This is a genomic window from Nocardioides sp. (genome assembly GCF_025965415.1).
GTDB lineage: Bacteria > Actinomycetota > Actinomycetes > Propionibacteriales > Nocardioidaceae > Nocardioides.
Window position 1 is genome coordinate 1 of sequence record NZ_JAOPWY010000194.1, and the last position, 21,579, is coordinate 21,579.

The window sequence follows — 21,579 nt, forward strand, 5'->3', positions numbered from 1 at the left end:
CTGCGCTCCGGCGTCTGGCTGCTGGGCGGCGAGGCACGCTTCCGCCACCTCTACTGCGCCAGCGGTGCGGTCGACGACGTGGTCGCCACCTGGCGCGAGGTGCTGGGCGACCGGGCGGACGTGCTCACCCGGGACGACGCCGTACGCCGTGGGTGGTTCGGTGCGCTGGCCCCGGCCGTGGTGCCGCGCATCGGCGACGTGCTGGTCGCGTGCCGAGGCGACGCGGCCGTCGTGTCGACCGTCGACTTCCCCTACGAGAACACCCTGGTCGGGCTGCACGGCTCGCTGACGCCGGCGGAGATGCTCATCCCGATCCTGGTCAGCTGAGGCTCAGCCGAACGGCAGCGGCTCGGGCGCCAGGCTGACCGCCTTGGCCCGCGCGGCCGTGAGCCGGCGCCGGTGGTGCTGGCGGCAGAGGACCTCGTAGGCGACGTCCGCCGGCGCCTCGTCGGGCTGCTCCACGTCGCCGACCATGATCACGTCGCCCTCGAGGACCATCACGCCGTTCTCGGTGCGGGCGTTGTGGGTGGCGCGCTTGCCGCACCAGCACAGCGCCTCGACCTGGAGCACGTTCATCCGGTCGGCGAGCTCCACGAGCCGGGCGCTCCCGGCGAACAGCTGGGTGCGGAAGTCGGTGAGGATGCCGAACGCGAAGACGTCGATCTGGAGCTCGTCGACGACCTTGGCGAGCTGGTCGATCTGCGCGGCCGTGTAGAACTGGGCCTCGTCGCAGATCAGGTAGTCGATGCGTCCACCACGGGTGAGGGTGTCGACGACGTACTTCCAGAAGTCGAAGTCGCCGTCCACCTCGAGCGCGTCGTGCGTGAGCCCGAGCCGGCTGGACACCATCGCCTGGCCGGCACGGTCGTGGGTGGTGAAGATCCGGCCGACACGTCCGCGGGCGGCGTGGTTGTGGTTGGTCTGGAGCGCCAGCGTCGACTTGCCGGAGTCCATCGTGCCCGTGAAGAAGTGCAGTTCAGCCATGACCGGGCGATCTTGCCACAGCGATCGTCCGCCCCGGCGGCTACCGTGCCGGGCATGGACGAGGACTTTGCCCGGATCGACGAGATCGCCGGTGAGATCGCCGCCGAGCGCCGCCGCCAGGTGACCCGGTGGGGCCGCCAGGACCATCCCTCGATCGGTCCGGCCGGCGTCGATCCCTTCCGCCCGGTGGCGGGTCGGTGGAAGGAGATCAACGACGCGCGCATGGAGACGGGTGCCCACTCGTGGGACGCGATCCTCCTGGAGGAGGTGTTCGAGGCCCTCGTCGAGGTCGACCCGGTCCGGCGCCGTGCCGAGCTCGTGCAGGTGGCGGCGGTCGCCGCCGCGGAGATCGAGGCGATCGACCGCTTCGGGGTGCTGCGACGCGGTCCGCTGGTCAGCCCGGACGAGCTCGCCGCCAACCTCGAGCGCTTCACTGTGCTCGACGTCCGCTACCTCATGGGCGGCCCGCCCGGGCGCGAGCAGCACCTGGCCGGCCACGTGCCGGGAGCGGCGTACGTCGACCTCGACGAGGACCTCGCCGACCCCTCGGGCGAGGGCGGGCGGCACCCGCTGCCCGACCCGGTGCGCTTCGAGGCCGCCATGCGCCGTGCCGGCGTCCGCGCGGGCCGACCCGTGGTCGTCTACGACGACTGGCAGGGCCGCGCCGCCGCGCGGGCGTGGTGGCTGCTGCGGCACCACGGCCACGACGACGTACGCGTGCTCGACGGCGGCTGGACCGCCTGGCTGCAGGACGGGCACCCGGCCGAGGCGGGGGAGCCCGAGGTGCCGAGCGGGGACTTCACGCTCTCCGACACCCCGTGCATGCCGGTCGTCGAGGCCGACGGGGTGCTCGCGGTCGACGTGCTGATCGACGCGCGCGCCGCCGAGCGCTACGCGGGGGAGACCGAGCCGGTCGACCCCGTGGCCGGGCACATCCCCGGCGCGGTGAACGTGCCGACGACCGACAACCTCGACGAGCACGGCCGGTTCCGGTCCCCGGCGCGGCTGCGGGAGACCTACGCCCGGGTGGGCGCCGACACCTCCACCTCCGTCGCTGCCTACTGCGGCTCGGGGGTCACGGCCGCGCACGACCTCCTCGCCCTGGAGGTCGCCGGCATCCGGGCGGCCCTCTACCCCGGTAGCTGGAGCGGCTGGATCACCGACCCGGAGCGGCCGGTGGAGCGGGGATGACCGTCAGGAGACGATGACCTCGTCGCCCACATGGATCCGGCCGAAGGCCACGGGCACCAGGTGGACGGCGAAGAGCGTGTCGCCGTCGGGGGAGCGCCGGTGCCGGGCGAGGGTGCGGATCGGCTCCTTCGCGGTCTCGAGGGTGTCCGGGTCGATCGTCGTCACCACGCATCGGCCCACGGGCTTGCCCTTGCGCAGTCGGACCTCCCCGATCCGGATGTCGGTCCAGTCGTCCTCGGCGAAGGGCACGTCGCCGTCGACGACGAGGTTGGCGCGGAACCGGCACATCGGGAGGGGAGCGGGGACCTCCTCGCCCCGCTCGACGGCCGTCTCCGCGATCCAGTCGTTGAGCCGGTCGAGCGAGGCCTGGCTGGCCAGCGTCACCGGGAAGGCGTCGGGGAACGCCGCGTGGTCGCCCGGCTCGGAGACGCCAGGCTCGAGCGAGCGGCGGCTGGGATCGTCGCACCACACCAGGCGTACGTCGTGCCCGAGGACCGCTCGCAGCCAGGCATCGGCCTCGGGACCCGCGGGCACGGCCTCCAGGTCCAGCGAGAACAGGCGAACGGGCAGGCGGTCCGCATCAGGGTGGTCGAGCACCAGGTCCGGGTGACCCGGGGCCCGTAGGCGGAGGGCGCGGTCGAGCGCGGGGTCCGTCGCGGGCGTGTCCGCCACGACGCCGAACAGCTCGTGGACCTCGCGGGCCGACACCATCCGGGCGTCGCGGTCGACCACCATCCACGAGCGGTCGTGCTCGAGGCCGCTCGGCAGCACCGACACCCACCGGACGGGCCGGATGGCTCCGGACTTGAGCGGGTGGACGTTGAGCTGGACGAGGTGCACCGGGTCAGCCGGCCTTCGTGGTCGCGACGGCTGCGCTCACTCAGTCGTTCTTGCCGCCGCCGAACATGATCTCGTCCCAGCTCGGCACCGAGGCACGGCCGCGCTTCTTGGCCGGCTTGGGCCTCGGCTCGGCGGGCGCCTCGTCCTCGGGCTCGTCGGCCGCGTGCTCGGGGTCGTCGCCGGCGGCGGGCGTGTCGTCGAGGTAGGCCTCGACGGGCTGCTCGGCCCCCAGCGACGTCTCGCCCAGCTCCATCGTGGTCTCGCTCGCCGACTCCTCGTCGGCCACCATCTCGATGGCGTCCTCGCCGAGGGCGAGCTCGTCGTCGGAGGCCACGCTCAGCCGGCGGCGACGGGCGCCGGCCAGGTCGTCGGCCGCGGGCTCGTCGGACGCCTCGGACGCGGCCGGCGTGGCGTCGCCGATCAGCCAGCGGGCGTCGTCGTCGTCCACCGTCACGAAGTTGCCGCGCGGGTCGTGGGAGAAGGTCGCGGCGCCGGTGCGGCCGGCGACGTCGTACAGCCCGGTGACGGTCCAGCGGCCGTCCTCGCGGCGCCAGGCGTCCCACTCGACGATGCCGGGGTCGACGTTGTGCGAGCGGAGGTGTGCGCTGACCGCCTCGCCGAGGGTGCGTGCGCCGGACTCGCTGGCGCGGCGGCGTACGGAGGCGAGCTGGGCACGCTGGGCCATGTGCGCGCGCTCGGCCATGACCGGGGCCGCGAACGGCATGATCTTCTCCACCGACGTGCTGGCGGCGTGTGCGACGGACTCGGGCGTCTCCCCGGCACGGATGCGCGCCTGGATGTCGCGGGGGCGGAGGGTTGATTCCATCGGGATCTCCAACTGGCCGTTGCTGTCGGGCACGCCCGAGAGGGCGCGACGGAGCCGGGCGTCGATCACCAGGGTGTGTTCCTGGCCCGACGGGTCCACCAGCAGCAGGCGCTTGCCGTCCCCGCTGCGTCCGGTGAACGTCAGCTGGGCCATGGCCTGGGGGCTCCTGCCTGGGGTGGTCGTCGATGCGCCGGCGGCATCCGGTCCGCCGAGCCTACGCCAGCGTGGAGCCCCCGGACCGCTACGCCTGCGGCGCGCCGAGGCCACGCTCGCCCGGGTGCCCTAGCCTGTCGCCCGTGCCACCGAACGAGTTCGCCACGACCCTCGTCGTGCTCGACCTGATCGGCATCTTCGTGTTCGCGGTGACGGGTGCGCTGGTGGCGGTGCGCAAGAACCTCGACCTCTTCGCGGCCCTCGTGCTCGCAGGCGTGACCGGTCTCGGCGGGGGCTTCGTCCGCGACGTGCTGATCGGCGCGACCCCGCCGGCCGCACTGGCCGACTGGCGCTACCTCCTCGTGCCCGTCGCCGCCGGGCTGCTGACCTTCGCCTTCCACCCGACCGTCGGGCGCCTGGAGCGGGTGGTCACGCTCTTCGACGCGTTCGGCCTCGCGCTCTTCTGCGTGACCGGGGCGCTCAAGGCGGTCGACTACGGGCTCGGCCCGCTGCCGGCCGCGCTGCTGGGCATGGTCACCGGCATCGGCGGCGGGATCCTGCGCGACGTGCTGGCCGGTCGGGTGCCGGTGATCTTCGAGGGCGTCCTCTACGCCACCCCGGCCCTCGCGGGCGCCGCGGTCGCCGTGCTCCTCGACCGTGCCGACCTGCCGCTGGCCGTGGTGGCCGCCTCGGGTTTTGCCGTGTGCCTCGGCTGGCGCCTGCTCGCCGCCGTACGCGGGTGGCGGGCGCCGATGCCCAAGGGCCCGGCCAGCGTCTGAGCCCCGCTGTGCGGCGGGCGTGTCCTGCCGGCACGCCGAGAGAGCGGTGCCTGAGCCACACTTCGTGGCCGTGGAAGGTGGGTGGACCACCGCTCGTCGGGACCCTCAGTCGCCCAGGACCCGCCGGAGGTGGGCGTTGGCGAAGACCCGGTCCGGGTCGAGCCGCTCGCGCATCGCGAGGAAGTCGTCGAAGCGGTCGTACGCCGGCGCGAGGTCGGCCGCGGTGCGCGTGTGCACCTTGCCCCAGTGGGGGCGCCCCCCGGCCTCGCGCAGGATCGGCTCCAGGCCACCGAAGTACGCCGTGTGGTCGGTGTCCTGCGGCACGTGGAAGGCGAGGTAGAAGCTGTCGCGGCCGTGCGAGGTGGACAACGGGATGTCGTCGGCCGGCGCCGTGCGGATCTCGACCGGGAAGGCGATCCTCCAGTCGCTGGCGTCGATGACCCGGCGGCACTCGCGCAGCACGTCGAGGCCGACCTCGCGCGGCACGGCGTACTCCATCTCGCGGAAGCGGACGCGGCGCGGCGTCACGAAGACGCGGTGCGCCAGGTCGCTGTAGCGGCGCTCGGACAGCGCGCGTCCGGCCACGCGGTTGATCCGGGGGATCAGCCCCGGCGCCCGCGAGCCGACGCGGCACAGGCCGCCGAAGACGGTGTTGGACACCAGCTCGTCCTCCCACCACGCGGCGAGCCGCGACGGGGGCTCCTGCTCGCCCGGCTCGAGGTCGGTGCGGACGTTCTGCTTCACCATCATGCGATCGGTGTGGGGGAACCAGTACATGTCGACGTGGTGCGCCCCGGCGACCATCTCGTCGTAGGAGTCGAGCGCGGCGGCCCAGGTCATCGGCTGCTCGTGGGCCTCGATGACGACGAGCGGCTCGACGTGGAAGGTCAGGCTGGTCAGGATGCCGAGCGCGCCGAGGCCGACCCGGGCGACCTCGAGGACGTCGGGGTTCTCCTGCGCGGAGGCCCGCAGCACGTCACCGGTGCCGGTGACCAGCTCGAGCCCGGCGAGCTGGGCCGCGAGGCCGGCGGCGGTCCCGCCGGTGCCGTGGGTGCCGGTCGAGGTGGCGCCGGCGAGAGTCTGCTCCGCGATGTCGCCCATGTTGTGCAGCGACAGGCCGAGGCGCTCGAGCGCGAGGTTGAGCTCGTGGAGCGGCGTGCCGGCGCGGGCCGTGACGGTCATCGCCTCGCGGTCGACCGCGAGGATGCCGCTGAGGGCCTCGGGCCGCAGCAGCGTGTGCTCCGGCGCGGCGATCGCGGTGAACGAGTGATCGGTGCCGGTCATCTTCACGGTCGTGCCCGCTGTGCGCGCCCGTCGTACGACGTCGACGACCTCGCCGACCGACGCCGGGCTCTCCACCTGTCGGGCGGTGGCCTCCTCGAGGCCGGACCAGTTGCGCCAGTGACAGTCGGGGAGCGGCTGGACCGACGTGCTCATGCCCGCACGGTAGGGGATCGGCGGGCGGTCTGGGCCGCGAGCGCCCCCAAGAGCCCACCGACCAGCGCCACGGCGTAGGCGGAGGACGCCCCGCTGTGGTCCACGACGAAGCCCGCGATGCTCGCCCCGGGAGCCACGCCGGCGACGATCCCGGTGTGCAGGATCGCCATCCCCTCGGTGAGGCGGCTCGACGGCACACCCTGCTCCACCATCGTCATCGCCCCGATCATGGTGGGCGCGATCGCGAACCCGCCCACGAGCAGCACCACCGCCATCAGCGGCACCGACTGGATGAACATCAGCGGCACCATCGCCAGCGCCATCGCGGCGGAGCCCCAGCGCAGGCGCACGTCGGGTCCGCTGCGCCAGGCGACGGCTCCAGTGACCAGCCCGGCCACGAGGCTCCCGAAGGACCACGCCGCCAGCAGCCAGCCCGCGACCCATCGCATGCCCTGCTCCTCCGCGAACGCAACCGTGGTCACCTCCGCGGCGCCGAAGAGGGCCCCGAGGGTGAGGCACACGACGGCCAGGGGCAGGACGAGTCGCCAGGGCATGGGGGAGCGGACCGACTGGGTCGAGGTGCGACCGGCCGGGGGCTCGGTGCGGCGCTGGGCGGCGAACGCGAACGTCCCGACCACCCCGCTCACGATCGCGAAGGCGAGGCCGGCGACCGGGTGCCAGCTGGTCGCCAGGAGCGTGACGAGCACCGGTCCCACGACGAACACGACCTCGTCGAGGACGGCCTCGAGGGCGAAGGCGGTCTGCACCTCGCCCGGCTCGTCGAGCAGGTGGGACCAGCGCGTCCGGACGCTCGCGCCGACCTGGGGGAGCGCGGCGCCGGAGACGGCGGCGAAGACGTACGTCAGCGCCCGCGGCCAGTCCTGCTCGACCGCCAGCATCATCAGGGCCAGGCCGGCGCCGAACACCGAGATGGCGATCGGCAGCACCCGCGACTGCCCGTAGTGGTCGACCCACCGGCCGTGCACCACCGCGAACGCGGCCTCCGCCAGGACGAACACCGCCGAGACGGTGCCGGCCAGTCCGTAGGAGCCGGTCCGCTGCTCGACGAGCAGCACGATGCCGAGCCCGACCATGGAGATGGGCAGCCGGGCGACCAGGGCGGCGCTGCTGAAGGCGAAGGCGCCCGGGCGCACCAGCACCCGGCGGTAGGAGTCGAGCACGATCGCGATCGTAGGGCTGTCTACGCTGGCGGTATGAATCCCGCGGGTCCCCCCGATGTGCTGCCGTACGACGCCCTCCTGGTGCTCTCCTTCGGGGGGCCGGAGAAGCCCGAGGACGTGGTGCCGTTCCTCGAGAACGTGACGCGCGGACGGGGGATCCCGCGCGAGCGCCTCGAGCAGGTGGGCGAGCACTACTTCCTCTTCGGCGGGCGCAGCCCGATCAACGACCAGAACCGCGCGCTCATCGCGGCGCTGGAGAAGGACTTCGCCGACCAGGGCATCGACCTGCCCATCTACTTCGGCAACCGCAACTGGGAGCCCTACCTCGCCGACACCCTCGCCGAGATGAAGGCCGACGGGGTGGGCCGCGCGGCGGTCTTCGCGACGTCGGCGTACTCGTCGTGGTCCTCGTGCCGGCAGTACCGCGAGAACCTCTACGACGCGGTCGAGGCGACCCCGGGCGCACCGCGGCTGGACAAGCTGCGGCAGTACTACAACCACCCCGGCTTCATCGAGCCCGTCGTCGACGCCTGCCTCACGGCGCTGGGCGAGCTGCCCGACAACGGCGACGCGGCCCGTCTGGTCTTCGTCACCCACTCGATCCCGACCGAGATGGCCAACTCCAGCGGCCCGCCCGATCCCGAGCACGCGCAGCGAGGTGGGGCGTACGTCCGCCAGCACCGCAGCGCGGTCGACGAGGTCGCGCGACGCGTGAAGGAGGTGACGGGGCGCGCGCACCGGCACGACCTCGTCTACTGCTCGCGCTCGGGTGCACCCTCCACCCCGTGGCTGGAGCCCGACGTCAACGACCACCTCGAGGAGCTCATCACCGACGGCGTGAGCCGGGTGGTGCTGGTGCCGATCGGCTTCGTGTCCGACCACATGGAGGTCATCTACGACCTCGACACCGAGGCCATGGAGACCGCCCGGCGGCTCGGCATCCAGGCCGTGCGTGCCGCGACCGCCGGCATCGACCCGCGCTTCGTCGCCATGGTCCGCGACCTGGTGCTCGAGCGGGCCGCCGCCGAGCGCGGGGAGGAGCCGACCCGCGCGGCAGTCGGGTCCATGCCCGCCGGCCCCGACCTGTGCCGGGCGGGCTGCTGCCCCAACCCGCGGGGTCCCCGTCCGGCCCTGTGCGGAGCCGACTCGTGAGCGCCGACCCCGCCGACCTCCGCGACATCGCCGTCGCCGTCGCCCGCGAGGGTGCGGTGCTGGCCCGTCGGATGCGCGAGGAGGGGATCGACGTGGCCGACACCAAGTCGAGCGCCACCGACGTCGTGACCCGCGCCGACCACGCCGTCGAGGAGCTGCTGCGCAGCCGGCTGCTCGAGCAGCGCCCGGACGACGCCATCCTCGGTGAGGAAGGTGACGACCACCCCGGCACGAGCGGCGTCCGCTGGGTCATCGACCCGATCGACGGCACCGTCAACTACCTCTACGGCATCCGCGACTGTGCCGTCTCCGTCGCCGCCGAGCAGGACGGCGTCCCGGTCGCCGGTGCCGTCGTCGGCATCGGGGCCGACGTCGAGTACGTCGCCGCCGTCGGCCACGGTGCGACCCGCGACGGCCGGCCCATCGCCGTCCGACCCAGCCCGCCGGTCGCCCAGCGCCTGGTCATGACCGGGTTCGGCTACCGGCCCGAGGTCCGCACCCACCAGGCCCAGTGCCTGGCCACGCTGCTGCCCGCGGTCCGCGACATCCGCCGGATCGGGTCCAGCGCGCTCGACATCTGCCACGTCGCCGACGGGTCCGCCGACGCCTACGTCGAGGAGGGCTCGCAGCCGTGGGACTGGTCCGCGGCCGCGGTCGTGCTGCGGGAGGCGGGCGGTCGGTTCGGCGTCCTGGCCGGGACCATGGAGCTCGAGGGGTGGCCGCGCGAGGCCGTCGTCGTGGCCACGCCGGCCGACGGCTGGGAGTCGTTCGTCGAGCTGCTGCGGGAGACGGGCTTCGTGGCCTGAGGGCGACCCGGCGACGGGAGCTCACCCGAGGGAATAGCGAGACGTGTCCCACTGTTCAGGCGACACGTTGCGGACCGGCTCACCACGGAACCGGTCCATGGTGCACAATCTGGCGCCGACGACGAGCACAACTCGGTTTCAGGCCCGCGCCGCGATCCGGCCGGGCTGAACCACTGCATGGGGAGAGGGAATCGATGGCCACCGACTACGACGCACCGCGCAAGTCCGAGGAGGACCAGAGCGAGGAGAGCATCGAGGAGCTCAAGGCCCGACGACACGACAAGAACTCCGGCAAGGTCGACGAGGACGAGACCGAGGCGGCCGAGTCCTTCGAGCTTCCGGGTGCCGACCTCTCGCACGAGGAGCTGGCAGTCGAGGTCATGCCGAGGCAGGACGACGAGTTCACGTGTATGAGCTGCTTCCTGGTGCACCACCGGTCGCAGCTCGCGGACGAGAAGAAGCTGATCTGCCGCGACTGCATCTGACCGGCGCTCCGGGCACGGCCCACGAGACTCGGCGCACGACGCACACAGCGCCCGTCCCTCTCACGAGGGCGGGCGCTGTGTCGTTGCAGGAGCAGACGCGACCGGTCAGGAGGTCGCCGCGGGAGCGTTCTTGGCGTCCTGCCCGTCCTTCTGCAGCTGCGGCGGGAGGTGACCGGTGGACTTGGCGTAGTAGTTGGCCGCGCGCCGGGTGGCGAGCATCCGGGCCACCCCGATCAGGGTGCCGCTCAGCGCCGCCCACATCACGGCCTCGGCCAGGCCCACGTCGGGGTCGGCCGGGTTGGCCGGCGGGTTCTTGCCCGTGGCGGCCCGCCACGTGCTGTTGAGCCCCTTCTTGGCGACCGCCGCGGCGCCGAGGGCGGCCACCAGCGAGAACGCCGAGTAGAACTTGCTGTTGGAGGTGCTCTTGGAAGCCATGCGGGCAGCCTACCCAGAGCGGGAGCCGGTCCGGCCCACCCTCACGGCCGTGACGACCTGCTCCGGTCGCCGGCAGCTCACCAGCCAGTAGGGCGTCGGATCGGCCGGGTCGGTGATGTCCACCCGGACCGCGCGCTTGAGGTAGGGACGCAGCAGGAGGTAGGCGCGGGCGTCGGCATCGACACCGGCCTGACGGCGTACGGCGTCGGCGTCCAGTGCGGTGACGTCACCGACGTGCTCGAGCGCGATGTGGGCGCGTCCGGCCCGGAGGGTCTGGCCCTCCACGGCGACCTGCGCCCGGCCGTAGCCGACCAGCAGCGCCACCAGGATGGCCAGCGCTATGGCGGTCACGACCCAGGCCACGGCCTCGGCCTCGGGGGTGGCCACCAGGACCGCCAGCCACACCGAGGCCACGAGCATCGTGCCCTGCACCCACCAGCGCAGCGGCACGGTGAGGCGTTCGGCGTAGTCCACGGCGCAAAGCCTATAGATTCAGTCCTCGTGCCCGATCATCCCCTCGCTCATCCCCGCGACCGTGACGCGACCCCCGACCTGCCGCACGACCTGCCGCACGACCTGGAGATCGCCGTCGTCCGCCTCGACCCCGACCTGCCGCTCCCGTCGTACGCCCACCCCGGCGACGCCGGGGCCGACCTGCAGACCACGGTGGACGTGACCCTCGCTCCCGGTGAGCGGGCCCTCGTCCCGACGGGCCTGTCGATCGCCCTGCCCGACGGCTACGTCGCGCTGGTGCACCCGCGGTCCGGCCTCGCGGCGCGCCACGGGCTGTCGATCGTCAACACGCCCGGCACGGTCGACGCGGGCTACCGCGGGGAGATCAAGGTGCTGCTGATCAACCACGACCCCGTGGAGACGGTGACCCTGGCGCGCGGCGACCGGATCGCCCAGCTCGTCGTCCAGCGCTTCGAGCGCGCCCGTTTCGTCGAGGTGGGGGTGCTGCCCGGCTCCTCGCGCGGCGCCGGGGGCTACGGTTCTACTGGGACCGGTTCGCGCCCGTGAGCCGGTCCGGGTCCCGGTCCACACGACAAGGAGTGCTGACGTGAAGTTCCGCCGCAAGGCAGGCGAGGCCACCGACACCGCCGGCGAGGCAGCCGAGGTTGCCGCCGCCGCCGACGCGACGGCCTCCGGACCGTTCGACGTCGCCCAGGTGGAGGGCGACGGCATCGACCGCGCCGACCTGGGCTCGGTGCTCGTGCCCGCGATCGCGGACCGCGAGCTGCGGCTCCAGGTCGACGAGCAGAGCGGCCAGGTGCGAGCCGTGATGCTCGCCGGCTCCGACGGCGCCTGCGAGTTCCAGGCCTTCGCGGCCCCCCGCCACGGCGACCTCTGGAGCACCGTGCGGCCGCAGATCGCCGAGGACATGGTCAGGCGTGGCGGCCAGGCCACCGAGCGCGAGGGCCGCTGGGGCACCGAGCTGGTGTGCCAGATGCCCGTCAAGCGTCCCGACGGCACCGAGACGACCCAGCCCTCCAGGATCATCGGCATCAACGGTGACCGCTGGATGCTGCGCGCCTCCCTCCTGGGGCGCCCCGCGCTCGACCCCGACAACACCTCGGAGTGGGAGGACGCGCTCGCGCAGGTCGTCGTACGCCGCGGTGAGCAGGCGATGCCCGTGGGCGAGCCGCTGCCCGTCCGGCTGCCCGAAGACGCCCGCCGAGTGAGGTGAGTCGTGGGCGAGAAGAGTCGACTGCGCCAGGCGCTGTCCAAGTGGGCCGACAGCTCCGAGGCGCACCAGCGCGACCTGCGCCTGTCGCAGACGAGGGACGAGGCCGTGGCGATCGCCGACGCCCCCGAGCGTGAGCACGTCACCGTCAACGGTGTGCTCCGCACGGTGACGCTGCGCCCGCGCGGTGGCGTCCCGGCTCTCGAGGCCGAGCTCGACGACGGCTCCGGCGTGATCACGGTGGTGTGGCTCGGACGCCGCCGGATCGCCGGGGTGGACCCCGGCCGGTCGTTGACCGTGACGGGCTGCATCGGCCGTCAGGGCGACGTCCCGATCATGTTCAACCCACGCTACGAGCTGCGCCCGTGACCGGTGCGACGCCGACCCCGGGTCCCGAGCAGGTGGGATCCGACGAGGTCGAGTCCGAGTCCGAGTCCGGGGTCGAGCCTCGGGCCGACTCCCGGGTGGAGGCCGACACCGTCGAGGCCGTGGTGCGCCAGCAGCTCTCCAAGGCGCTCGGTGGACGGCGCGGCATGGCCGAGGCCGCGGTGCCGACGATCCTGTTCACCGCGACGTGGTTGACCCAGCGCGACCTCAACCTCGCGCTGATGGTCAGCATCGGTGCCGCACTCGTGCTGCTCGCCGTCCGCCTGGTGCAGCGCTCGACCGTGCAGTTCGTCGTCAACGCGCTCTTCGGGATCGGCCTCGGCTGGTACTTCGTCCACCGATCCGCCGCCGCCGGCGGCTCGGAGCAGGACCAAGCGCTCGCCTACTTCCTGCCCGGCCTGCTCTACAACGGCGGCTACGCCGTCGTGCTCGCGTTCACCTGCCTCATCGGCTGGCCGCTCGTGGGCTTCATGGTCGGCAGCATCACCGGCGACCCCACGGCCTGGCACTCCGACCGGCAGATCGTGAAGCTCTGCAGCCGCCTCACCTGGCTGCTGGTCGCTCCCTGCCTCGTGCGGGTGGCCGTCCAGGCGCCGATCTGGCTCGCGGGCTCGTCCGGGTCGATGGACCCCGATGCCGCCGTCGCCGCCCTGGGCGTGCTCAAGATCGTGCTGGGCTGGCCGCTCCAGCTGGCCGCTCTCGGATCGATGGTCTGGCTGCTGTCGCGCAACCGTACGCCGGTCGCGCCCGACGCCACGGCCGCCTGAGCGCTGGCCGACGCTGGCCCGTCGCGGGCGGCGTACGTCGGGGTCGACCCCGCGCCAACTCACGGGTTGGCTAACCAACTCACGAGTTGGCGACTTGGGTGCGGGATCCGGCCGCAACACCCGACCCAACCCACCAACTGACGGGTTGGCTGACCAACTCACGAGTTGGCGACTTGGGTGTGACGCCGGCGCGACGCCGGCGGCCGCCCGAGCCCGACGCCGTACGACGCTCAGCCCGGGTGGCTGCCGGGGGAGAGCAGCCGCTCGAGCGCGGTCTCGACCTCGGCCGGCACCACGAACAGCAGCTCGTCACCCGACTCGAGGGGCTGCTCGGCGTCGGGGGTGTAGACCTGCCCGTCACGCAGGATCGTCACGAGGGCGCAGTTGTCCGGGAACGGCACGAGCCCGCTCGGGGTGCCCACGAAGGGCGAGTCCGCCGACAGGGTCAGCTCGACCAGGTTGGCGTTGCCCTGACGGAAGGTGAAGAGCCGCACGAGGTCGCCGATCGAGACGGCCTCCTCGACGAGCGCGGACATGATGCGCGGGGTGGAGACGTTGACGTCGACGCCCCAGGCCTCGGTGAAGAGCCACTCGTTGTTGGGGTGGTTGACCCGGCCCACCGTGCGGGGCACGCCGAACTCGGTCTTGGCCAGCAGCGAGGTCACCAGGTTGGCCTTGTCGTCGCCCGTCGCGGCGATCACCACGTCGCACTTGCCGAGCTGTGCCTCCGAGAGGGAGGACAGCTCGCACGAGTCGGCCAGCAGCCACTCCGCGTTGGGGACCCGCTCGGGGCGGATCGAGGAGGGGTTCTTGTCGATGAGCAGGACCTGGTGGCCGTTCTCGATCAGCTCCCGGGCGATCGAGCGACCCACGGCTCCGGCTCCGGCGATGGCGACGCGCATGTGTGCACTGCTCCTGGTCTGGGTCGGTCAGTCGTCTTCGGGGCCGGCTTCGAGCACGGCGTAGGCGTGGGCGGCGTGCTCCTCGCGCATGACGAGGTGCAACATGTCGCCCTCCTGCAGGACCGACTCCCGGGTCGGGAGCATGCCCTCGCCGAGACGGTCGATCCACGCGATCCGGGTGCGCGACTGCATCTGGAACTCGACGGTGCGGTTGCCGATCCACTCCTCCGGGACCTGGATGTGGTCGACCCGGATGGTGCCCGAGGGGTCGCGGAAGTCGGGCTCCGCGCCGGCCGGGAGGATCCGACGCAGGATCTGGTCGGCGGTCCACTTCACCGTCGCGACCGTCGTGATGCCGAGGCGCTGGTAGACCTCGGCGCGGCCCGGGTCGTAGATGCGGGCTACGACCTGCTGGATGCCGAAGGCCTCCCGAGCGACCCGCGCGGCGATGATGTTGGAGTTGTCACCGCTCGAGACGGCCGCGAAGGCGTCCGCCCGGCGGATGCCGGCCTTCTCCAGCACCTGCTGGTCGAACCCGTAGCCGGTGATCTTGTCGCCGTTGAACTCAGGCCCCAGACGGCGGAAGGCGTCGGGCTCGCTGTCGATGACGGACACCGTGTGGTTGCGGTCCTCGAGGCTGTTGGCGAGCGTCGAACCGACGCGGCCACAACCCATGATCACGACATGCACGCCAGAACCGTATCCCAGCGCGGTGATGAGCGTGCGCGGGTCTAGGCTCGCGGCCGTGAGTGTCGGCGACGTGTCCAAGCGGATCCTCCTGGGTCGCAAGCTGCGCAGCAGCCAGCTGGGGGAGACCCTCCTGCCCAAGCGGATCGCCCTGCCGGTGTTCGCCAGCGACGCCCTGTCGTCGGTGGCCTACACGCCCGACGAGATCTTCATCATGCTCGCGGTGGCCGGCACGTCCACCTATGTCTGGTCGTGGAAGATCGGGCTCGTCGTCGCCCTGGTGATGCTCACCGTGGTCGCGAGCTACCGCCAGACCGTCCACGCCTACCCGTCGGGCGGCGGCGACTACGAGGTGGCCACCGTCAACCTCGGGCGCAACGCCGGCGTCACCGTCGCCAGCGCGCTGCTGGTCGACTACGTGCTGACGGTCGCGGTGTCGATCTCGTCGGCCGCGCAGTACGCCGCCGGCGCCGTCAACGGCCTGATCGGCCACGAGGCCACGGTCGCGGTCATCGCGGTGGTCGTGCTGACCGCGATGAACCTGCGCGGGGTGCGCGAGTCGGGTGCGTTCTTCGCCGTCCCCACCTACCTCTTCATGGCCGCCATCCTCGGCATGTGCGCCTACGGCCTGCTGCGCCTGCTCACCGGCGACCTCCCCGAGGCCGAGAGCGCGCACCTGGTCATCGAGCCGCAGGTCGGGTGGGAGGAGCCGCTCACCCAGGTCGGGCTCATGTTCCTGCTGGCGCGCGCCTTCTCGTCCGGGTGTGCCGCGCTGACCGGCGTCGAGGCCATCAGCAACGGCGTACCCGCCTTCCGCAAGCCCAAGAGCCGCAACGCGGCCAGCACGCTGCTGCTCCTCGGGCTGATCGCCATCACGATGATGATGAGCGTGATCGTGCTCGCCAAGCAGATGGCGATCCGCTACGTCGACCCCCACGAGCTCGACCGGCTGCGTACGGCATCGGGCGCGGTGCTGCCCGACGGCTACGAGCAGCACCCGGTGATCGCCCAGATCGCGGCCGGCGTGTTCGACCACTTCCCGCCGGGCTTCTACTTCGTGCTCACCGTCACCGGCATCATCCTCGTGCTCGCGGCCAACACCGCCTTCAACGGCTTCCCGGTGCTGGGCTCGATCCTCGCCCAGGACGGGCTGGCGCCGCGGTCCCTGGGCTCGCGCGGGGACCGGCTGGCCTACAGCAACGGCATCGTCTTCCTGGCCGCCATGTCGATCCTGCTGATCTGGGTCTTCGACGCCGAGACCACCAAGCTCATCCAGCTCTACATCGTCGGCGTCTTCGTCTCCTTCAACCTCAGCCAGCTCGGCATGATCCGCCACTGGACGCGGCACCTCAGGACCGAGACCGACCCGGCCGTGCGACGCCGGATGATGCGCTCGCGTGCGATCAACACCTTCGGCCTGGGCATGACCGCCGTGGTGCTGGTCATCGTGCTGCTGACCAAGTTCCTCGCCGGCGCGTGGATCACCATCCTGGCGATGGGCTTCTTCTTCCTCCTGATGAAGGCGATCGGCCGGCACTACGCCCGCGTCGAGCTCGAGCTCGCGGCCGACGAGCAGGACAAGATCATGCCGACGCGGGTGCACGCCATCGTGCTGGCGTCCAAGCTGCACAAGCCCACGCTGCGCGCCCTCGCCTTCGCCCGCGCCACCCGGCCCAACGTCCTCGAGGCGATCTACGTCAGCATCGACATGAAGGCCACCACCCGGCTGATGGAGGAGTGGGACGAGCGCCACCTCGACATCCCGCTCAAGGTGCTCCACTCGCCCTACCGCGAGGTCGTGCGCCCGGTCGTGGAATACACCCAGGAGATCCGCCGGGCGAGCCCGCGCGGCGTCGTCGCCGTCTACATCCCGGAGTACGTCGTCGGCCGCTGGTGGGAGCAGCTGCTCCACAACCAGACGGCCCTCCGGCTGAAGGGGCGCCTGCTCTTCACGCCGGGCGTCATGGTGATCTCGGTGCCCTACCAGCTGCGCTCCTCGCAGGTGGCCCAGGAGCGCGAGAAGCGCGACGAGGTGCGTGTGCACGCCGGCGACCTGCGTCGCGGACGCGTCGCCTCGCGCAAGTCCGAACGGCAGATCGAGGACCTGTGAGCCGGCGTACGGCTCGGCCCCGCAAGGTCCGCGGTCGCTCGCGCGTGGGGGAGCGCTTCGAGACCGAGGTCGGTCCGGTGGCCCACGGCGGCCACTGCGTCGCCCGCCTGCCCGAGCCCGAGTCCCGCGTGGTGTTCGTGCGCCACGCCCTCCCCGGCGAGCGCGTCGTGGTGGAGATCACCGAGGGCACCGACGGCGACCGGTTCTGGCGCGGTGACGCGGTCTCGGTGCTGGCCCCCTCGCCCGACCGGGTGGACGCACCGTGCCCGGTGGCCGGTCCCGGCCTGTGCGGCGGCTGCGACTTCCAGCACGTCGCCGTCCCGGCCCAGCGCGACCTCAAGACCGCCGTGGTCCGCGAGCAGCTCGTACGCCTCGGCAGGCTCCCCGCCGACTCCGACCTGGTGACCGGGCTGCACGTCGAGGCCGTCCCGGTGGAGGGCCGTCCCGACGACGGCCTGCGGTGGCGCACGCGCCAGCGCTACGCGGCGCTGCCCGACGGCCGTCCGGCCATGCGGGCCCATCGCTCGCACCACCTGGTCCCGCTCGACGACTGCCTGATCGCGACCGAGGACGCCCGGCCGCACCGCGCCGAGGTGGTCGAGGACGGCGCGCCGGGCTCGGGAGGCCTGGACGAGCACACCGTGACGGCCGGCGGGCAGACCCACACGTTCGGCGTCGCGGCCGACGGCTTCTGGCAGGTCCACCCCGAGGCGCCCCGCGTGCTGGTCGAGACCGTGCTGGACCTCCTCGACCCGCGGCCGGGCGAGCGGGCGCTCGACCTCTACGCCGGGGTCGGGCTCTTCGCCCGGTTCGTGGGCGAGGCGACCGGAGTGCGCGTCGTGGCCGTCGAGGCGGACCGCACCGCCTGCCAGCACGCCCGCGCCAACCTGGCCGCGCTCGAGGGGGCGGCCGTCGAGTGCGGTCCCACCGACCGTGTCCTGAAGGGCGGCCTCGACGAGCCCTTCGACCTCGTCGTCCTGGACCCGCCGCGGGAGGGTGCCAAGCGTGCCGTGGTGGAGCAGGTCGTCGACCGCCGGCCCCGCGCGGTGGCGTACGTCGCCTGCGACCCCGCCGCACTCGGGCGCGACGTCGCGATCTTCGCCGAGCACGGCTACGCGCTCACCGCGATCCGGGCCTTCGACCTCTTCCCGATGACGCACCACGTCGAATGCGTCGCTTTGCTGACGAAAATCGGCTCTGACCTGCGGTGATGTGATCTGGGCTCTCGGGCGGGAGTCCCGAGAACGGGCCTTAAGGCTCACTTTGGGCTCACTTTGAGTTCTCGGGCTCGGCTTGTGACGCCTTGTCGCCCTATCGGGACGGCCGTCGTGATGGCCTGAGGGCGCGCAGAACACCCCGTAGACGGCTCAGAGAGCGCCCACGGACCGGGAGGCCATTCGGGACCGCCGAAGGCTTCTCAGGGCCCGGGAGTCGGCCCATCGCTCGTCTCGGGGCCGGGAGCAAGGCGGTCGGTGGCGGCCCGGTAGTCGGGCACGACGAGCCGTCGATTGATGTAGTGCCGCTCGGTGACCGCCTTGGACGTGTGGCCGAGCTGGTTCATGGCGGCCTCGGCGTCGTAGACCTCGTCGATCTCGGTTGCCACGGTTCGGCGGAACGAGTGGGGTGAGACATCCTGGAGAGCGGCGAGGTCTGCATAGTCGGCGAGCTGGCGGATATGCCACAGCCGGCCCTGGACGTTGGTGGGGAAGTGCCAGGTGCCGTTGCGGGTGATGAACACTGCGTCGAGGGCGTTGGGTGTCTGGGCAACCTTGCGTCGGCGTAGCAGCGCCGCAGCCCAGTCCGGGAGCGCGATGGGGCGGATCGCGGCGTGGGTCTTGCCGTAGTCGACCCGCCTGCCTTTCGAGGTGATCTGGCCGTTCACCATCAGCCACGGGAACCACCCGTTGTCGTCCCGCCGTTCGGGCGGCGGCGTCAGCTCGATGTCGGACCAGCGAAGGGCGAGCAGTTCGCCGATCCGCATGCCGGTGGCGATGAGCATCTCGACGATGTCGGGCAGATCGACGCTCTTCGGTCCGTTGCGCTTCTCGGCGTTGGCCCATTCACGGATCGCGGCGCGTACATCGTCCAGGTCCTCCACGGACACGGGCTTCTTCTTGTTTCGAGGCACCGGAACCGAAGGGACGGCGCTAGCGGGATTGCCGTTGATCGCCTCGTGGAAGACCGCGAGGTTGAACGCCCGGATCAGGACGCTGCGAATCTTCTTCCGCATGTCTGCTGAGACGCCGGCGCTGTCGAGCGCTGCCTGGATGATCACCGGTCGCACGTGCCTGAGTTGGTAAGCGCCGAGCGGGTGCTCCGTCTTGTCGGGGTCGAGGATCCAGCGGACGTGGGAGCGGTAGTACCCCAGAGTCTCCGCGCGTGGTCCTCCGTCCGCCTGGTCCATCTTCTTGAACCAGAGGTCGAGGAGGTCTTGGACGGTGTCGTCGGGCGTAAGCGCGCCGTCACCGAAGGTGCCGGTGTGCTCGACGAAGAACGCCTTGAGGTTGGCCCTCGCCTTGGTCTTGGTCTCACCGTTCTTGCGGTATTGCCGTACGACACCATCGACGTCGCAGTAGCGGGCGCGCGCCTGCCACGACCCGCTCTTCAACCGGAAGCAGCTGATCTCGCCGTAGGTGCCGACCATCAGCCGTTGTCTGGCCAATTCTTCTCTCCTTCGTCCGGCAGTTGAGCTATCGCGGGCCGGTCGGACCGAGAGCAGCACCTCGCACGCGACTGGTGCGGCGGCGGGTACGGACAACCTCGCGAGAAGGGTCTTCGTCGCTGTCCGGGTCCTCCGAGAAGGACTCCTCATGGGCACTCAGCCATCGGTCAAGCTCCGAGAGGCGGTACTTGAGCCGACCACCGGCCTTCACAGCGAGCGGGCCGTAGCCAGGCCGGCGAACCCGCCACGTCAGCAGCGTTGCCTTGGGAACGCCGAGGTAGCCGCACGCCTCCTCAGTGTTCAGGAACGGGTCTCGCACCATCGAGATGACACCTTCTGGCATGTTCATGTTGCTCTCCTCCGGTCGGCGTATTGCCTAGGTGCGAGGGCGCCGCCGATGGGGCGGGGGTCAGATGTTCGGGACATCGACGGCCCCTCCTGTGGTCGGGCGGTGGATGAGCGCGGAGTGCAGGTCAACCCGCGTCGGTCCGGGGGTGGCCATGGGCGGTTCGTCCTTGGGGCGCACTCGCTCGCGGACGGTCTTCACGAGCGCGAGGTCGGTCGCTGAGGTGACCGGCACGAAGCGTTCGCGGACTGGGCGGACCAGTTGCCCGCCGCCGCCCACGAGGCGCGGGAGCGTCACGCGCTTGAAGAAGGCGCCGTGCGCGACGCCGTCTTCGATGACGTCGGCGATGCGGTCGTCGAGTCGGCTGAAGAGCAACTGGAACCCGGAGAGCACGCGTGGCTCGACGATCGTGTCCTTGGGGAGGGCTTTCAGCCGGGCAACGGCATTCGCGCCTTCGGCCACGGCCAGTCCGCCCTTTCCGAGAAGTCCGCCGATCTCACGCAACTCCTTCTGCACGACGGAGTAGGTGTCGGCGCGTTCGGCCCATCGCTCGGCGAGACGTTCGTCGATGCGGGCGGCGTACGGCGCGAGGTGCGCGGAGACGAGGCGTTGGGAGTCCACGATCAGGCGAAGGTTGGTCGCGTTGGGCACGGGCTTCATCCGGATCACGAGGTTGTGCTGCGCCTGCAGTACGCCGAGGATCCCTGGACGCACCGGGCCGGTGAGTACCTTCGTCTGCGGTCGCCAGCCGAGGTGATCGACCGTGTAGTCAGGTTGGCCGAGGTTCACGTCGAGGGCCGCAGCCAGCGATGCCCAGCCGAGACGAGCGCTCTGGGCGAGCGGCTCCCAACCGGGTGTGTTCTTGTACCGCTGGTCGAGGACGACCAGTGCTTGGGTCAGCGCGGCGACGTCGCCGACGAGAGCCTGAGCCTGGGGCGCGGTCATCTGCGCGGACACCTGCTCGCTGGTGTCGTGTTCGGCGAGGGCCGCTGCGCGGGCGGCGAGGCGCCATCGGTCCACCATCGGGTTGGCGTTGGGCTTAGCCAGCGCATCCGTCGACGCGGGGCGCGCGCTCGACTGCTGTCTTGCGATGTCGATCGCCCGGGCCAGTTCGCTGGCTGCAGTCAGGTGGGAGCCGCGTGAGCCGACTGCCCGGAACGGATTCGGCTGTGCCGGCGGCATGTTGGAGAACGCCAATGGGCTTGCGGCGCGCATGGCCTGGCCGAGCCAGACGATGACACTTTGGCGGTAGGTCCGGATCAGACCACCGAGTTCCTCGCGCTCCTCGGCTGTCGTGCCTACCAGCCGTTGCTGGATGCGGTGCTGCCGCAGAAGGGCCGCGAACTCTGCGCGCATCGCCGCGCCGGTCTCCCCGTACATCAGGTGCCGTCCAAGGCGTATGCGTCATCGAGCATCGCGATGATGAGCTCGACTGTGAGCGGGTCGATGCCGTATTGCTCTAGCTCTTCCAGCGCCGACGTGGCTACGGCCAGCAGAACGGCGCGGTCCTCAGTCAGCCCCTCGGTGTCGGCCGATGGGCATTCGTCCGCGTGGATTCGATCGAGCTCGATGAGGACGCGCTCGTATGCCGACGAGGCGTCGATCGTCGAGGCCTGATCGGCGAGCGCAGCGAGGTAGGAACGCGCTTGCGCCACCGTCTGTGCGTGGGGGAGAAGCACGATCGACTCCTTTCGTGGGTGGAATGCCACCGTCGCCAGTTCGTCGAGGCGGGTCGCTGGAGGTCGCGAAGGCTGTGGAATGAAGG

At 71.7% G+C, this 21,579-nt stretch carries 24 protein-coding genes and 1 pseudogene; 12 read left to right on the forward strand and 13 right to left on the reverse strand.

What is annotated here, in order from left to right:
* Positions 1 to 327, forward strand: a pseudogene (locus JWN97_RS20895) (alkaline phosphatase family protein); the annotation flags it as partial.
* Positions 328 to 330: 3 nt separating this feature from the next.
* On the opposite strand, the gene JWN97_RS20900 reads toward JWN97_RS20895, so the two are convergent.
* Complete coding sequence (locus tag JWN97_RS20900; RefSeq protein ID WP_297627740.1) at positions 331 to 984, reverse strand: thymidine kinase; 654 nt, start codon at positions 982 to 984, stop codon at positions 331 to 333.
* A gap of 54 nt (positions 985 to 1,038) precedes the next feature.
* Here JWN97_RS20900 and JWN97_RS20905 point away from each other — a divergent pair, with 54 nt between their 5' ends.
* A complete protein-coding gene (locus tag JWN97_RS20905) occupies positions 1,039 to 2,175 on the forward strand; it encodes a sulfurtransferase (RefSeq protein ID WP_363321318.1) in 1,137 nt (378 codons plus the stop codon).
* Between the two features lie 3 nt (positions 2,176 to 2,178).
* Here JWN97_RS20905 and JWN97_RS20910 read toward each other — a convergent pair whose 3' ends face one another.
* Both JWN97_RS20910 and sepH read right to left on the reverse strand, forming a co-directional pair.
* The gene (locus tag JWN97_RS20910) at positions 2,179 to 3,015 is read right to left on the reverse strand and encodes an MOSC N-terminal beta barrel domain-containing protein (protein WP_297627744.1); all 837 of its coding nucleotides are present in this window, start codon (positions 3,013 to 3,015) and stop codon (positions 2,179 to 2,181) included.
* Between the two features lie 40 nt (positions 3,016 to 3,055).
* A complete protein-coding gene (gene sepH, locus JWN97_RS20915) occupies positions 3,056 to 3,994 on the reverse strand; it encodes a septation protein SepH (RefSeq protein WP_297627746.1) in 939 nt (312 codons plus the stop codon).
* 143 nt (positions 3,995 to 4,137) lie between these two features.
* Here sepH and JWN97_RS20920 point away from each other — a divergent pair, with 143 nt between their 5' ends.
* Positions 4,138 to 4,773 carry a trimeric intracellular cation channel family protein gene (locus JWN97_RS20920; protein ID WP_297627775.1) on the forward strand — a complete coding sequence of 212 codons (636 nt, stop codon included), beginning with the start codon at positions 4,138 to 4,140 and terminating at the stop codon, positions 4,771 to 4,773.
* A 105-nt stretch (positions 4,774 to 4,878) separates the two neighbouring features.
* Here the strand turns inward: JWN97_RS20920 and JWN97_RS20925 are convergent, their stop codons facing one another.
* Together JWN97_RS20925 and JWN97_RS20930 are read right to left on the reverse strand one after the other, a co-directional pair.
* Positions 4,879 to 6,210 (reverse strand): D-arabinono-1,4-lactone oxidase, encoded by a 1,332-nt coding sequence (locus JWN97_RS20925; protein WP_297627777.1) that lies wholly within the window; start codon positions 6,208 to 6,210, stop codon positions 4,879 to 4,881.
* Complete coding sequence (locus JWN97_RS20930; protein WP_297627779.1) at positions 6,207 to 7,391, reverse strand: MFS transporter; 1,185 nt, start codon at positions 7,389 to 7,391, stop codon at positions 6,207 to 6,209. Before JWN97_RS20930 ends, JWN97_RS20925 begins: the two co-directional genes overlap by 4 nt.
* A gap of 33 nt (positions 7,392 to 7,424) precedes the next feature.
* Here JWN97_RS20930 and JWN97_RS20935 point away from each other — a divergent pair, with 33 nt between their 5' ends.
* The 3 genes from JWN97_RS20935 (at position 7,425) to JWN97_RS20945 (ending at position 9,834) form a co-directional block, all read left to right on the forward strand.
* Positions 7,425 to 8,543 carry a ferrochelatase gene (locus tag JWN97_RS20935; protein ID WP_297627781.1) on the forward strand — a complete coding sequence of 373 codons (1,119 nt, stop codon included), beginning with the start codon at positions 7,425 to 7,427 and terminating at the stop codon, positions 8,541 to 8,543.
* Positions 8,540 to 9,349, forward strand: a complete 810-nt coding sequence (locus tag JWN97_RS20940) for an inositol monophosphatase family protein (protein WP_297627784.1) — start codon at positions 8,540 to 8,542, stop codon at positions 9,347 to 9,349. Before JWN97_RS20935 ends, JWN97_RS20940 begins: the two co-directional genes overlap by 4 nt.
* 194 nt (positions 9,350 to 9,543) lie before the next feature.
* Positions 9,544 to 9,834, forward strand: a complete 291-nt coding sequence (locus JWN97_RS20945; protein WP_056600397.1) for a DUF4193 domain-containing protein — start codon at positions 9,544 to 9,546, stop codon at positions 9,832 to 9,834.
* A gap of 105 nt (positions 9,835 to 9,939) precedes the next feature.
* Here the strand turns inward: JWN97_RS20945 and JWN97_RS20950 are convergent, their stop codons facing one another.
* Both JWN97_RS20950 and JWN97_RS20955 read right to left on the reverse strand, forming a co-directional pair.
* Entirely contained in the window at positions 9,940 to 10,269 is a 330-nt protein-coding gene (locus JWN97_RS20950) for a DUF4235 domain-containing protein (protein ID WP_297627805.1), read from the reverse strand.
* A 9-nt stretch (positions 10,270 to 10,278) separates the two neighbouring features.
* Positions 10,279 to 10,743: a DUF3093 domain-containing protein gene (locus JWN97_RS20955; RefSeq protein WP_297627808.1), complete on the reverse strand. Its 465-nt coding sequence runs from the start codon at positions 10,741 to 10,743 to the stop codon at positions 10,279 to 10,281.
* A 90-nt stretch (positions 10,744 to 10,833) separates the two neighbouring features.
* On the opposite strand from JWN97_RS20955, the gene dut reads away from it, so the two are divergent.
* From dut to JWN97_RS20975, 4 genes are read left to right on the forward strand one after another with little or no spacing between them, the layout of a single operon-like run.
* A complete protein-coding gene (gene dut / locus JWN97_RS20960; protein WP_297627862.1) occupies positions 10,834 to 11,289 on the forward strand; it encodes a dUTP diphosphatase in 456 nt (151 codons plus the stop codon).
* 40 nt (positions 11,290 to 11,329) lie between these two features.
* Complete coding sequence (locus tag JWN97_RS20965; RefSeq protein ID WP_297627811.1) at positions 11,330 to 11,956, forward strand: DUF3710 domain-containing protein; 627 nt, start codon at positions 11,330 to 11,332, stop codon at positions 11,954 to 11,956.
* Positions 11,957 to 11,959: 3 nt separating this feature from the next.
* Positions 11,960 to 12,322: an OB-fold nucleic acid binding domain-containing protein gene (locus tag JWN97_RS20970; protein ID WP_297627814.1), complete on the forward strand. Its 363-nt coding sequence runs from the start codon at positions 11,960 to 11,962 to the stop codon at positions 12,320 to 12,322.
* A complete protein-coding gene (locus tag JWN97_RS20975) occupies positions 12,319 to 13,107 on the forward strand; it encodes a DUF3159 domain-containing protein (protein ID WP_297627817.1) in 789 nt (262 codons plus the stop codon). The genes JWN97_RS20970 and JWN97_RS20975 overlap by 4 nt, the downstream gene beginning before the upstream one ends.
* A gap of 230 nt (positions 13,108 to 13,337) precedes the next feature.
* On the opposite strand, the gene JWN97_RS20980 is transcribed toward JWN97_RS20975, so the two are convergent.
* Both JWN97_RS20980 and JWN97_RS20985 read right to left on the reverse strand, forming a co-directional pair.
* On the reverse strand, positions 13,338 to 14,009 hold the full coding sequence (locus tag JWN97_RS20980) for a TrkA family potassium uptake protein (RefSeq protein WP_297627820.1): 672 nt from the start codon (positions 14,007 to 14,009) through the stop codon (positions 13,338 to 13,340).
* 27 nt (positions 14,010 to 14,036) lie between these two features.
* Positions 14,037 to 14,699 (reverse strand): TrkA family potassium uptake protein, encoded by a 663-nt coding sequence (locus tag JWN97_RS20985; protein WP_297627823.1) that lies wholly within the window; start codon positions 14,697 to 14,699, stop codon positions 14,037 to 14,039.
* A 25-nt stretch (positions 14,700 to 14,724) separates the two neighbouring features.
* Between JWN97_RS20985 and JWN97_RS20990 the strand changes: the two genes are divergently transcribed.
* Complete coding sequence (locus JWN97_RS20990; RefSeq protein WP_297627865.1) at positions 14,725 to 16,806, forward strand: APC family permease; 2,082 nt, start codon at positions 14,725 to 14,727, stop codon at positions 16,804 to 16,806.
* Complete coding sequence (locus tag JWN97_RS20995) at positions 16,803 to 18,017, forward strand: TRAM domain-containing protein (protein WP_297627826.1); 1,215 nt, start codon at positions 16,803 to 16,805, stop codon at positions 18,015 to 18,017. The genes JWN97_RS20990 and JWN97_RS20995 overlap by 4 nt, the downstream gene beginning before the upstream one ends.
* Positions 18,018 to 18,223: 206 nt before the next feature.
* Here the strand turns inward: JWN97_RS20995 and JWN97_RS21000 are convergent, their stop codons facing one another.
* Genes JWN97_RS21000 through JWN97_RS21015 form a run of 4 tightly spaced genes read right to left on the reverse strand, consistent with a single transcriptional unit; the run spans position 18,224 to position 21,493 of the window.
* A complete protein-coding gene (locus JWN97_RS21000) occupies positions 18,224 to 19,468 on the reverse strand; it encodes a tyrosine-type recombinase/integrase (RefSeq protein ID WP_297627829.1) in 1,245 nt (414 codons plus the stop codon).
* A 28-nt stretch (positions 19,469 to 19,496) separates the two neighbouring features.
* A complete protein-coding gene (locus JWN97_RS21005; protein ID WP_363321319.1) occupies positions 19,497 to 19,817 on the reverse strand; it encodes a helix-turn-helix domain-containing protein in 321 nt (106 codons plus the stop codon).
* Positions 19,818 to 19,877: 60 nt separating this feature from the next.
* The gene (locus JWN97_RS21010; RefSeq protein WP_297627832.1) at positions 19,878 to 21,194 is read right to left on the reverse strand and encodes a hypothetical protein; all 1,317 of its coding nucleotides are present in this window, start codon (positions 21,192 to 21,194) and stop codon (positions 19,878 to 19,880) included.
* The gene (locus tag JWN97_RS21015; protein ID WP_297627835.1) at positions 21,194 to 21,493 is read right to left on the reverse strand and encodes a hypothetical protein; all 300 of its coding nucleotides are present in this window, start codon (positions 21,491 to 21,493) and stop codon (positions 21,194 to 21,196) included. Before JWN97_RS21015 ends, JWN97_RS21010 begins: the two co-directional genes overlap by 1 nt.
* Positions 21,494 to 21,579: the final 86 nt, after the last annotated feature.